At 32.1% G+C, this 13,630-nt stretch carries 12 protein-coding genes; 11 read left to right on the top strand and 1 reads right to left on the bottom strand.

From position 1 onward, the window contains the following. Positions 1-49: 49 nt before the first annotated feature. From EKM77_RS01930 to EKM77_RS01905, 6 genes are all read left to right on the top strand, one after another. A complete protein-coding gene (locus EKM77_RS01930) occupies positions 50-1,294 on the top strand; it encodes a tetratricopeptide repeat protein (RefSeq protein ID WP_125592093.1) in 1,245 nt (414 codons plus the stop codon). Positions 1,295-1,312: 18 nt separating this feature from the next. After that, positions 1,313-2,515 carry a CCA tRNA nucleotidyltransferase gene (locus EKM77_RS01925; protein ID WP_125592091.1) on the top strand — a complete coding sequence of 401 codons (1,203 nt, stop codon included), beginning with the start codon at positions 1,313-1,315 and terminating at the stop codon, positions 2,513-2,515. A gap of 45 nt (positions 2,516-2,560) precedes the next feature. Then, the gene (locus tag EKM77_RS01920) at positions 2,561-3,025 is read left to right on the top strand and encodes a hypothetical protein (protein ID WP_125592089.1); all 465 of its coding nucleotides are present in this window, start codon (positions 2,561-2,563) and stop codon (positions 3,023-3,025) included. A gap of 96 nt (positions 3,026-3,121) precedes the next feature. Then, a complete protein-coding gene (locus EKM77_RS01915) occupies positions 3,122-5,011 on the top strand; it encodes an ABC-F family ATP-binding cassette domain-containing protein (RefSeq protein ID WP_125592087.1) in 1,890 nt (629 codons plus the stop codon). A gap of 10 nt (positions 5,012-5,021) precedes the next feature. Beyond that, the gene (locus EKM77_RS01910; protein ID WP_164507688.1) at positions 5,022-5,972 is read left to right on the top strand and encodes a thymidylate synthase; all 951 of its coding nucleotides are present in this window, start codon (positions 5,022-5,024) and stop codon (positions 5,970-5,972) included. A gap of 12 nt (positions 5,973-5,984) precedes the next feature. Beyond that, positions 5,985-6,473 carry a dihydrofolate reductase gene (locus tag EKM77_RS01905; RefSeq protein ID WP_125592085.1) on the top strand — a complete coding sequence of 163 codons (489 nt, stop codon included), beginning with the start codon at positions 5,985-5,987 and terminating at the stop codon, positions 6,471-6,473. On the opposite strand, the gene trhA is transcribed toward EKM77_RS01905, so the two are convergent. Then, entirely contained in the window at positions 6,470-7,126 is a 657-nt protein-coding gene (gene trhA, locus EKM77_RS01900; protein ID WP_125592083.1) for a PAQR family membrane homeostasis protein TrhA, read from the bottom strand. The genes EKM77_RS01905 and trhA overlap by 4 nt on opposite strands. A gap of 150 nt (positions 7,127-7,276) precedes the next feature. Between trhA and EKM77_RS01895 the strand changes: the two genes are divergently transcribed. The 5 genes from EKM77_RS01895 (at position 7,277) to EKM77_RS01875 (ending at position 13,619) form a co-directional block, all read left to right on the top strand. Then, positions 7,277-9,628: an ATP-dependent DNA helicase gene (locus tag EKM77_RS01895; RefSeq protein ID WP_125592081.1), complete on the top strand. Its 2,352-nt coding sequence runs from the start codon at positions 7,277-7,279 to the stop codon at positions 9,626-9,628. Positions 9,629-9,948: 320 nt separating this feature from the next. After that, a complete protein-coding gene (locus tag EKM77_RS01890) occupies positions 9,949-11,010 on the top strand; it encodes an acyltransferase family protein (RefSeq protein WP_125592079.1) in 1,062 nt (353 codons plus the stop codon). Positions 11,011-11,247: 237 nt separating this feature from the next. Continuing rightward, positions 11,248-12,090: a DegV family protein gene (locus EKM77_RS01885; protein ID WP_125592077.1), complete on the top strand. Its 843-nt coding sequence runs from the start codon at positions 11,248-11,250 to the stop codon at positions 12,088-12,090. An 87-nt stretch (positions 12,091-12,177) separates the two neighbouring features. Then, positions 12,178-13,029, top strand: coding sequence for a DUF459 domain-containing protein (locus EKM77_RS01880; RefSeq protein WP_125592075.1), 852 nt, complete (start codon positions 12,178-12,180; stop codon positions 13,027-13,029). Then, complete coding sequence (locus tag EKM77_RS01875) at positions 13,029-13,619, top strand: YpmS family protein (protein ID WP_225425167.1); 591 nt, start codon at positions 13,029-13,031, stop codon at positions 13,617-13,619. Before EKM77_RS01880 ends, EKM77_RS01875 begins: the two co-directional genes overlap by 1 nt. The last annotated feature ends 11 nt before the right edge of the window (positions 13,620-13,630 follow it).

The raw sequence follows: 13,630 nt of genomic DNA, 5'->3' as shown, positions 1-13,630 counted from the left end.
GGCGGTCAATTGACCGTCTTTTTTATTTTTAAATTATGGAGGTAAATTTGTGAGTAAAGCAAATGAGGTAATTGAAAATATTGATGCTGGTGATTTTAGTGATGTAGATGGATTGATCCAATCATCAATTGAACAAGACGACGACCAAACACAATTTTCTCTAGCAGAAACACTATTGAGCAGAGGTCTTTCAGTGCAGGCTAGAGTAGTTTATGAAGCATTATTGACACATTACCCAGATGAAGGACAAATCCTTTCTAGATTAGCTGAAATAGCTGTATCAGATGGTGATTCGGATAAGGCTTTAGATTATATAACTAAGATAGAACCTGATGATGAAGCTTATGCTGAAAGTTTGTTGGTATCAGCTGATATTTATCAATCGCAAGGATTATATGAAGTTAGCGAACAAAAACTGTTAACAGGTATTAGAGAATTTCAAGACGAAGATGTTTTTAAGTTTGCTTTGGCTGAATTGTATTTTGATGAAAATAAATTTGATAAAGCTTTAACTTATTATGATATTTTATTAGATGAAGGTATTGATAACTATTCCGGTATTTCAATCGTCTTGCGTAAAGCTAGTTCATTGGCCGGTTCTGGGGAATATGAAGAGGCTATCGCTGAATTTGAACAATTAAATGCAATTGAATTAAATGAAGATGCCCAGTATCAATTAGGATTTTTATATAATCAGGTAAAAGATTATAATAAGTCTGTTAAAGTGTTGGAGAAGTTACTTGAGGTCAATCATGACTATCCAACAGCTTATAGTATCTTGGCAGATGATTATTTGAATCTTAAGAGAAATGATGATGCCTTTAAGTATGCTCAACTTGGATTAAATTTAAATGAGCTTGATGAGAATCTATATATGATTGCTTTTGAGGCTGGAACTTCGGAAAATTTATCTGAAGCTTTGAATTTAATTGAGACGGGTATTAAAAAAGTAGAAAATCCTTTACCATTGATAATCAAATTAAGTGATTTCTATATCACAAGAGGTCAATTTAAAAATAACCTAGATCTTTTAGATGGTAGAGATTTAGGTAATAATCCTAAACTTACTTGGAATTTAGCTAAGTCATACTATGAGACTGACAATCAAAAACTGGCTCAAGATAATATCTTATTAGTATTTGATGAATTTAAAGATAATCTTGATTATTTATCAGATGTAATTGAAATCCTTCGTAGCAGTGGTGATCGCCAAGTATTAAAAGTTGCAGTGCAAATGTATTTGAAACTTGACCCAGATAATATTGATATGCAAGAGTTATTAGAACAGATTTAAAAAAGGTGAGGTATTTTTATGCGTATGAGAGAACTTCCCGCAGACTTTAAACGAGCTCTGCCGGTTTTAAAAGAAATTGAACAGGCCGGATATGAGGCTTATTTTGTAGGTGGAAGTGTACGCGACCATATTCTAGGCTTACCGATCCATGATGTGGATATTGCTACTAGTGCTTATCCTGAAGAAATAAAAGAGATATTTAAACATACCGTTGATACAGGTATTCAACATGGAACTGTGACGGTGTTATTTAACGGTTCATCTTATGAAATTACTACATTTAGGACTGAGTCAGGCTATCAAGATTATAGACGACCTGACCAAGTTACATTTGTGCGCTCATTAGAAGATGATTTGAAACGTCGTGACTTTACTATTAATGCACTAGCATTGGATCGAAATGGTGATGTGATCGATAAGTTTGATGGATTAAAAGACCTTGATAACCACTTGATTCGCGCCGTAGGTAAAGCTGAAGAGCGATTTCATGAAGATGCCTTGAGAATGATGCGTGCGGTCAGATTTCAATCTCAGCTGGATTTTAAAATTGAAACCAAAACAGCTGAAGCAATTTCAGTTAATGCTCACTTGTTAGAAAAAATTGCTGTTGAAAGAACACGTGAAGAATTCATTAAAATGATGTTAGGTCAAGCTTGGCAAAAGGGATTTGCTAATTTTTTGAGCTTTAAACTTTGTGACTATGCTCCCGGAATGAAGCAGCATGGATCAGAGTTAGACAAATTGACCAATCTAAATCCTATTAAATTTCAAGATGAAGATTCGGTGTGGGCAGCAATCGGGTTTATTTTAAAATTATCCGACTCAGAACTAAATAAACTTTTAAGAGTTTGGAAAGTGTCCAATAAAACTCGGGAAGTTAGTTTGCAAATTTATGAGATGCTGGTATTATTTGCTGATCAAAAATTTTCTGTCTGGGAGATCTATAATTTAGGTGTAGATAACTTTGAAAGAACAGTTAAGTTATGTCAATTATTCAATATTGAAATTAATTATAATCAACTCTCAAAAATTATTGAGAAAATACCCATCAGATCAAGTCATGATTTAGCAATTACTGGTAATGATTTAATCAAAATATTAAATATAAAACCTGGTCCAGAAATTGGAAAGATCCTTAAAAATGTTGAGAAATCAGTCGTTGAAGAAAACGTTTCCAATAATTTTGATGAATTAAAAAGTTATGTGTTAAGCAATCGTTAATGCTGTGGTATCATTAAGTTAATAAAGTATTGAAAGGGTGATAATATGTCAAAGCATGTATTTAAAGAATTGAAGTTCTATTTTAGAAACGATGATACTTGGACAGTAAGTCATAGTGAAATGAGCGATGTTTGGCTAAGTCGAGTTACAACTAGTTATGGACGTATTTCAGGAGGCAGAATGCAAGAGATCCATCCATGCAAGCGCTTTAGAATTGAAATTCTTCCAGATGCTGACTATATTAAAGACGCTGATGTTTCAACAGCTGCTATGGCCGATGGAATGTTCAATCGTATCATGAAGTATCAAGATATTGAAAAATGTGATCTTGTTTTTGAAGATGACGAAGACAAAGATCCACTACAAATTTACTTCCCATTCAAGAAGAAGGATGCTGACGGATTAGATAACATTTATCAATCATCAGCTATTTCAAAGAAGAATGGTAATCTCTACTTAACAATTGACCCTGCACATACAGTATTCGATTTGTACAGAAATCAATTGTAATATTTAAGAGGTTGGGCTAATTTAGCCTAATCTCTTTTTTTAATGGTTATGTTCGTCTAAAATATTAAGTAATTAAAAAAATATGTGGTGACTTATTTGAAAACTTTAAATATATCTAATGCCTCCAAATCTTTTGGAGAAAGAACGCTTTTTACAGATGTGACATTTACAATTAATGAAGGCGACCGAATTGGACTGCTTGGATTAAATGGTGCTGGTAAAACTACCCTTTTGGATGGGATAGTTGATAATAATGAATTAAATACCATTGAAATGGAAATGCCCAAGGATTATAAAATTACTTATCTAAGACAGCAACCTGAATTAGATGAGGATCTTTCGGTCATTGATGCTGTTTTTGCTAGTAATGGCGAACAGTTTCAATTGATCCGTCAATATGAAAAATCATTGACACAATTCAATAACAATTCAACTGATAAAAAAATTCAAGATGAATTCTTTAAATTACAGGAAAAAATGAATGCTGCTGAAGCTTGGCAAATGGAATCAGATGTTAAATCTATTTTAAATAAACTGGGAATTACTGAACTGGATAAATTAGTTAAAGAGTTGTCAGGTGGTCAACAAAGACGTGTAGCTTTAGCACAAGCCTTAATTGCTGATTCTGATCTACTTATCCTAGATGAGCCAACTAACCACTTGGATTATGAAGCAATCGATTGGTTAGAAGGTTACTTAAATAAGTATCGTGGCTCTGTTCTGTTTGTAACCCATGATCGTTACTTCTTAAATAAAGTTTCAACAAGAATTCTTGAATTAGAGAATCAAAATATTACTGAATATTCTGGTAATTACGAAAAATATCTCCAACAAAAAGCAATTAATGAAGAAATTTATAATTCTGAGCAACATCATAAAACGCAGATGTTCAAAAAAGAATTGGAATGGATGCGTGCAGGTGTAAAAGCTCGTGGAACTAAACAACAAGCTAGAAAAGATCGTTTTCAAGACTTGAAAGATGATCTTAGTAATAAACCAGAAGCTAAAATGGATATGACAATTGACATTGCCCAACAAAGATTAGGTAATGATGTGTTTGATATAAAAGATGCCAATTTGAAGTTTGATAACCAAGTGATCATCAATGACTTTAGTTATTTGGTCACAAGAGGAGATCGAATTGGAATAACTGGTGCTAATGGTTCTGGTAAGACAACCTTTTTGAATACTATTGTTAAAAAGATTCCTTTAGATTCTGGTGAGATCAAAACTGGTCAAACGGTTAAGATTGGATATTACACACAATATACTGAAGATATGGATCCAGAAAAGCGGGTTATCAGATATCTAGAAGGTATTGGACAAGGTGTAAGAAATTCTGATGGCGAATCAATGTCTGCTTCACAATTGTTAGATACCTTTATGTTTGACCATAAAATGCAAGGAGCCTACATTAGAGAATTATCTGGTGGCGAGAAGAGACGTCTATATCTTTTAGCTATTTTAATCAGACAACCTAATGTTTTACTACTTGATGAACCAACTAATAATTTGGATATTGGAACTTTAACTATTCTTGAAGATTATTTAGAGAACTTTAAGGGAACAGTAATGGCAGTATCACATGATCGTTACTTCCTAGATAAAGTAGCCGATAAACTATTGATTTTTAAGGGTAACGGTAAGATCCAAGAAAGCTACGACTCATATTCCAATTACGTTGAAAAAATGAGTCAAGAAAAGCATCAAGAAGTTAAAGAAAAGAAAAATGAAGAAAAAGCTGAACATGAAGAGAAAAAACCAGCTGAAAAGACTAAATTAACTTACTCTGAACAAGTAGAATTCGATAAATTAGAGCCAAAAATTGAAAAACTAGATGATGAAATCACTGCTTTGAAGAATCAATTAAATGATGACAGCAATGATTACCAAAAATTAATGGACTTTCAACGTCAATTAGATGAGAAAAATGCTGAAGCAGATAAATTGATGGAACGTTGGGAATATTTAGGACAATTTGCCTAGGAGAAGACTGATGGACAACGAGCAACAATATTTAAATTTGTTGAAATATGTTTTAGAAAATGGACATAAGAAATCTGATCGTACCGGTACTGGTACAATCAGTACTTTTGGTTACCAAATGAGATTTGATCTACAAAAGTCATTTCCAATACTAACCACTAAGAAAATTCCTTTTGGTTTAATAAAAAGTGAATTACTCTGGTTTTTACATGGAGATACTAATATTAGATTTTTGTTAGAGCATAAAAATCATATTTGGGATGAATGGGCTTTTAAAAAATATATTGAAAGTTCTGATTATACTGGTCCTGATATGACTGATTTTGGTCGTCGCAGTTTAATTGATGATGACTTTGCTAAAGATTATAAAATTGAAAAAAAAGCTTTTGATGAAAAAATTTTAAATGATGATAATTTTGCTAATAAATATGGAGATTTAGGTTTTGTTTATGGTGCACAATGGCGTCATTGGCAAACTCGTGATGGCGGTTTTATTGATCAGATCAAAAATGTTATTGATCAAATCAAAAAGAATCCTGATTCACGTCGTTTGATCGTCAGTGCTTGGAATCCAGAAGATGTACCAACAATGGCACTTCCTCCATGTCATACACTATTTCAGTTTTATGTGAACGATGGTAAGTTGTCATGTCAACTCTATCAAAGAAGTGGGGATCTGTTTTTAGGTGTTCCCTTTAATATTGCAAGTTATGCATTATTAACACACTTAATTGCTCGTGAAACTAATTTAGAAGTCGGTGAGTTTATTCATACACTTGGGGATGCACATATTTATTCCAATCACATTGAACAAGTTGAATTGCAATTATCTAGAAAACCACAACTTGGTCCAAAACTAGAAATTACTTCTGATAAAAGCATATTTGAACTTGATACTAAAGATATTAAATTAAATGGTTATGACCCAGCACCAGCGATTAAGGCACCAGTTGCTGTTTAAAGGAGTGATTTAATGATTAGTTTTTTATGGGCGGAAGATAAAAATCACGTAATTGGCTATAAAGGTAAATTGCCTTGGAGTCTGCCCAACGATATGAAACGTTTTAAAGAACTGACTATTGGAAAAACGATTGTAATGGGACGAAAAACTTATGAGAGCTTTCCTAATGGACCACTGCCAAAACGATTAAATATTGTTATGTCTAGAAATCCTGATTATCAGGTAGCTAAACCGGCTATTTTAATAAATAGTTATGGTGATTTGAAAAATCACGCTAATATGAAATCTGAAGTTGTTGTTATTGGTGGCAGTAAAGTCTTTGAAGAATTTAAAGATGTTGTCGATCGACTCTATGTAACTAGGATCAATCATGAATTTACTGGCGATGTTAAAATGATCGATTTAGATTATAGTAAATTTACTTTAACCGAAAAAAAAGAAGGTATTGTGGATGAGAAAAATATCTATCCATATACCTTCGAAACTTATCAAAGAAATTAATGTACATATAAGTAAACTGAAAAATACATTAATGCTGTACCGATCATCACAAAGACGTGCCAGATAACGTGAACGTATTTGAGATTTTTGATCAGATATACACCTGCACCTAATGTGAAGGCGATACCACCAAATACTAGTAGCCAAACACCAGTTGATCCAATTGATTGATAGAGTGGTTTCATGGCTACGATGATAGCCCAACCCATCAAAACATAAAGAAGTGTTTCAAAGTATTTGAATTTACCTACGTTAAATATTTTATATAAAATTCCAAAAATGGCTAATAACCAAATGGCTGATAATATAACGATCCCAAATGCTGAACCTCTAAGAGCAAGTAAGCAGTATGGAGTATACGTACCAGCAATTAGTAAAAAAATGGAACTGTGGTCAAATATTTGAAATACTCGCTGTGCTTTAGTGAAGTACAGACTATGAAATAAAGTTGAGCTCAAGTATAAGAAGAACAGGGTAAATGCATAAATGAAATAGGCAGTTATTGTTAGGGGATCGCCACTTTTAAATCCTTTGATCAGTAGAAATACAGCACCTATAATAGCTAAAATTATACCTATTCCATGAGTTATCGCACTAAAAATCTCATTGGTTATTAGATACCTTCTGGAAAAGGTTTTCTTAATTTTATTCAATTTAAGATCTCGACTTTCAGGTTATTTAATTACATTATAATACACAAAAAGATTATGAGGATATGACAAAAGCCATGTCCTCTTTTTTGAAGACAATTACGAACGTGTGTTTTATAATTGGAATTGATTGATTTAAAAAGAGGAGTTTTTATGGCAACGAAGATTGGAATTAGGCAGTTGGTTGAATTTGTTTTGAAAAAAGGTGACCTGGTTGAAAATAAGAACAGCCAAAATACTGCCTTAGCCGGTGCCAGGATACATCGGCAAATTCAAAGCCATAGATCGACTGACTATGAAAGTGAAGTTTACTTAAAGAAGACAGTTACGATGAATGGTCAGGATTATGTCATTTCCGGACGTGCAGATGGAATTTCGATGACAGATAATGCTGCATTGATCGAAGAGATAAAGACTTCAGATCAAGCATATGAGGATCTGTCGGAGAATACCAATGATTTGTACTGGGGACAAGTTAAGGTTTATGGATATTTATTATTGCAGGATGAAGCTTATGATGAAGTTACTTTGCAATTAACATACTTTCAAGTTACTACCGAAAAAGTAACTAAAGTAAAACAGGTTTTTACTAAGTCTCAATTAACAAAGTTTTTCAATGATCTAATATCTGAATACGAATATTGGCTTAAATTAAGAGCCGACCTGCGTAAGACGAGAAATAAGTCGATCAAACAATTATCTTTCCCATTTCCTGAGTTTCGTAGTGGGCAGCATGAATTAGCCGGGGCAGTTTATAAAACTATTTATTTACAAAAAAGACTTTTCGTGGAGGCTCCAACAGGAACTGGTAAAACCATCTCAACAATATTTCCATCTTTAAAAGCAATGGGTGAAGATTTGATTGAGCGATTATTCTATCTGACAGCTAAACAAAGTACCAGACATGTTGCTGAAGAAGCTATCGAATTAATGGAGAAACAAGGACTACATTTAAAATGCGTTACTTTGACAGCAAAAGATCAAATTCGTTTTCCTGAAGAAAAAGATCTATTGCCTGAAGATAATCCGTATATGGTAGGTTACTATGATCGATTAAAGCCAGCTTTAAAAGACATGCTGACAAATGAAGATACATTGACCAGACCTGTGATCGAAAAATATGCTCGAAAGCATATGCTTGATCCGTTTGAATTTTCCTTAGATGCGTCGCTTTTTTGCGATGTGATAATTTGTGACTATAATTATTTATTCGATCCTTTAGTCTATCTACAAAGGTTCTTCACCGAAAGTGATCCGGAGAACTTTTTCTTGATCGATGAAGCTCATAATTTAGTGAGTCGTTCCCGGGATATGTATTCAGCAGAAATTTCAAATCAGCCAATCAGTAATTTGTTAAAACTAGCTAAGCCTGATAAAAGTCAACCTAGTGAGGATCTTCAAAAACAATTAAAAAAAGTTCGTCGCTGTTTTAAACAAATAGCCGATGAACTTGATGAAGACGAATATATCTCAGAAGAAGCACCAGAAAAAATTTTAAAAGTCTTGCGTAAATTTGATGAATTTATCACCGAATGGTTGCAAAAGCAAAAGCCATCGGAACTGGTTAAGTCGGTACAAGACTACTTTTTTGATTGTTTAACTTTTGTAAAAATTGGAAATTTATTTAATGACAGTTACTGTACGAGGATCGTAATTGATAAGCAAAGGGTGATCATTAAGCAATTATGTCTTGATCCTAGTGACTTTTTGGATAATTCATTAAAACTAGGATCAGGAGCAGTTTTATTTTCAGCTACACTTACGCCGATGGATTATTATCAAAATATTTTGAGTGGTAGTGATAATAGTCTGGCATATCGCTTGCCTTCACCTTTTCCAGCTCAAAATCAAGATATCTTGGTAACTCAATATATTCAGACCACGTATAGTAAGCGTCAATATAGTGAAAAAGCGATCGTTGATAGTTTAAAAACATTAATTGAAGCCAAAAAAGGTAATTATATGTTCTTTTTCCCTTCATATGGTTATCTTAGACAAATTGAAGAGGTATTTGAGAATGCTTGCCCTGAAGTCAAAATAATTGAGCAAGAAAATGAAATGAATGGAATTGCGCGAGAAGAATTTTTAAATCAATTTAAGTCTGATCCTAAAGAAACATTGGTCGGATTTTGCGTTTTAGGTGGGATTTTTTCTGAAGGAATTGATCTAGATGGGAATCGTTTGATCGGAGTAGGGATAGTTAGCGTTGGACTTCCAGGGTTGAGTTCTGAAAATAACTTGATCCGTGATTATTATGATCAAGAAAACGGCAAAGGTTTTGCTTACGCTTATCAATTACCGGGGATGAATAATGTTTTACAAGCCGCTGGTAGATTGATCAGAAGTAGTCACGATGTTGGGATTATTTTATTGTTAGATCAGAGATTCGCTAATAGTCGTTATACGAATTTGTTTCCAGCACATTGGCAAAATTATCAGAAGATTCGTTCATTGCCGCAGTTGAAGGATGAGATTGATAGGTTTTGGGAAAGTAATTCGATTTAGTTATTAAAATAATTTAACTTTCTGTATATAAACGAATGGAACCAATTATTTGTCCTAAGCATGACAATAAAAGGCTTATTTTTGTGCAATAAATCCTGCAATTTTATACATCGGAAAAACATTCAAAGTGTTGACACAAAACTAGCATGATTTTTATATATTTACTATATATATAATTATTTAATCTCATATGGTATGTTAATAACAGGATAATTTTACATTTTACTTTAATCAAGTGAGGAATTTAAAAGCAAAGTAAGATAAATTATTTAATATATATTTTCATTAACCAACTATAAGGGGAAAGTCGGTTTGATTAAATGAGTCGGATGAGAAATTCTAATATTGAGCTATTACGTATATTAAGTATGCTATTCATCACCTTGCACCACTTCAGTTTATGGGCGCAGGGTCCGAGAAGCGATGCTTTGATAGCAAGTAATCAATTAACAAATGCATTTTATTCTTTGTTTTATTTGCCATTAGGGGACATTGGCGTCTATGCATTTGTAATGATCACTGGATTTTATATGGGAGCAAATGATTACAATGAGGAAAAAACTTTCAAGAAGGCATTAAATGTTTATTTACAGCTTTATTTTTATAGTTTTTTATTTTTAATGATGGCTGTAATTAAAAATTGGTCTTTAACAGAAGATTCTAGGTTATTTAAATCTTTGCTACCATTTATCTTTAATCATTATTGGTTCGTGACAGCTTATATTTTATTGATGCTGTTCATACCGTATATAAATAAAGCAATCATGAATCTAACTAAGCGAAGGTTTGTTTATTTGTTGATCATTTTGATTGGTTCATGCAGTATCTTTCCTTTGATAAATAATAATGTGGCATCAGAATCGGTAGGTCTGGGTATATTGATCACTGCTTATCTTATTGGAACTTTTATTAGAAGATTCGTCGATACATCTAATAAGATCAATTACCTAATTGGGATAGGTTTGTTTTTAGTTAATTTATCCATCATTTATGGGAAGATGTATTTTGATATTATAGTTTCTAAAAATCGTTACACTAATATTTATACGGGATTTTTTGCTTTAATTTGTTCAATTGGCTTGTTTTTGATTTTTGTAAGTATGAAAAGCCATTACAGTTCAATAATTAATCAATTGGCTAAGCATGTATTTGCCATTTATCTGATAACTGAAAATATCTTTGTTTTACCTAAACTATGGAGTAGATTTTATTTTTCAGATTTGAATAATTTGGTCAAAGTAAATTTATTTGGTTTTCTATCCGTTATTTTAATAATGCTTGGTTGTTATCTGATAGATTTAGTAAGATCTGAAGTGTTCGTTATCTTTTCTAGAATGTTTAAATTTTCTAAAAACAAGCAACATGAAAACATAAATATATAGATTCCTCAAAATAATTTTTAAGTTCTTAACTAATTTTGGTTAAGAACTTATTTTTATTTTCAATATCAGTCGTAAATATAATATAATGATAAGTGACGTTAATATTTATTTGCAAAATTTGTTTTAACAAATAAAATAGCTGAAAACTTTGGTGTACCAGTATAATACTCTGATTGATTTCTGTTATACTTTAACCAATAAACAATGTAAAACCCTATATCGTGAAAGAGGGATAAAATGAGTAAAGTAAAAATTATCACCGATTCATCAATTCAAATAACAGCTGATGAAATCGAAAAGTACGACATTGGCGTAGTACCTTTGACTATCAATATTGATGACAATACCTATACTGATGGTGTTGACATTACACGTGAAAAGTTTGTTGAGGAAATGGATTCTTCAAAGGAATTACCTAAAACTTCACAACCATCGATCGGTACTTTTATGAAAGTTATTGACGGTATTTCTGAGGATTATACTGATATTCTTTCAATCAATATGACTGAAGCAATTAGTGGAACTGTTAATGCTGCAAGACAAGTAGCTGAAATGACTGATAAACATATGGAAGTTGTCGATTCTGAATTTACAGATCGTGCCCTGGCTTTCCAAGTTATTAAAGCAGCTCAATTGTCACAAGAAGGCAAATCAATAGACGAAATTAAAGATGCCATTAAAAAAGTTCGCGATGAAACTCGTTTATACATGGGTGTTACAAGTATTGAAAATATCTTACGTGGTGGACGTTTGAGTCGTTTTGCTAGTACGTTGTCGACTCTATTAAATATTAATGTAGTTTTAACACTGAAAAACAATAGTTTGGATATCGCTAAACGTGGTCGTGGTAGAAAGACCATTGAAAAGTATATGAATAATGTAATGGAAGAGATCAAGAGTTTAGAGAACATTAAGGCTATTGGTATTTCTTATGTTGATAAGCTTGATTATGTTAATGAACTAAAAGAAAAGCTCAAAGAAATCGTTCCAGATGTTCCTTTGCTAATTAGAGTTACAAGCCCTGTAATTGCTACACATGCTGGTTCAGGTGCTTTCGCAATTGAATTCTATACAGAATAAACATAACGATCTTTGATCGTACTTATATATAAAAGAGGGTGAGAGATAAATTCTGTCTTGCCCTCTTTTTTGAAAGATGGATTATATATGAAGAAAAGAAATATATGGATATTAGTAATAATTGTTATTTTACTGATTGGTGGTGGGATTGGTTATTCTTATTTAAATAATCAAAATAGTTCACAAACTACTGCTATAAAAAAAGCTAAACCTAAGAAAACTAAGAAAAAAGTTGATCCTAATAAATCTAAAATAAACATTGTCGCCGTCGGTGATTCTTTGACCCAAGGTGTTGGTGATTCAAAGTCAGTTGGTGGAGGCTACGTGACTCGCTTGAAACAAGATATTGCAAAGAAGTATAAAGTTAAAACTAATGCTTATAATTATGGTGTTTCAGGTGATACTAGTACGCAAATCATTTCTCGAATTAAATCTGATAAAAAAATGCATCAAGATCTACCTAAAGCGGATGTGATTACAGTTACAGTTGGTGGAAATGATTTCATGCATTTATTACAAAAAAAGGGAATTGATCTAACTGAAACTGATATTGCTAACGAAGAAAAACAATTTGATGTTAGATTGAAAAATTTATTGGAAGATTTAAGATATTACAATAGTGATGCTCCAATTTATTTGATAGGTATTTACAATCCCTTTAGTATTTACTTATCTAATGTTAAAAATGCTAAGACAGCATTTATTAATTGGAATAAAGCATCAGAACAAGTAGCAAGTGAGGAAAAGTTAACTTACTTTATTGATATTAATAACCTTTATCAAAATAAGGCGATAGATAAGAAAGTTAAGAAAACAGGTACTAATCCATACCTCTATAAAAAGGATCATTTCCATCCAAATGGCACAGGTTATGATATGATGACTGAAAAAGTTTTTGATGAGGTAAGTAAAACAACGAAAGATTGGCTGATTAAATAATGAAAAAGAATTATTGGAAATATGCATTTATTGCACTTGTAGCAATTTTAGTAGTAGGATTAGGAATTATCGGAACTAAGGTTATGAGTGCACCAAGTGAGACATACAAAGTAACATCTAAAATCGATTCCAGTGACAGGGTATTTACTGTTAATATGAATAAGGCTGAGGCAAATAAAATGGCTCAGTATTATTTAAAAAATACACTAAATGATGGTAAGACACAGTATCAATTAAAATTAAAAAAAGATGCTGAATTAACTGGTGCGATCGCCTTTTTAGGTTCAAAAATACACTTTAATTTAGTAATGCAACCATATGCGAAAACTAATGGGGATGTATTATTAAAAGCTAAGAAATTAAAAATAGGTGATTTGTCATTGCCGATAACCTTTGTTATGAATTATATTAAGAATAGTTTTAAAATTCCTGATTGGGTAAGTGTTAATGGTAGTGATAAAACTATTTTGTTAAAATTTACTAAATTTACAACAAAAGAAGGATATGGCATTAGAGCTAAAAATATCGACTTAAAACGTGATAAATTATCATTTCTTGTTATGAATGAAAAAATAACTAAAAATCAGTAAAGGAACAAAAT

The organism is Companilactobacillus baiquanensis (assembly GCF_003946605.1).
Taxonomy (GTDB): Bacteria; Bacillota; Bacilli; order Lactobacillales; family Lactobacillaceae; genus Companilactobacillus; species Companilactobacillus baiquanensis.
This window is presented reverse-complemented; position numbering and strand designations above follow the sequence as displayed.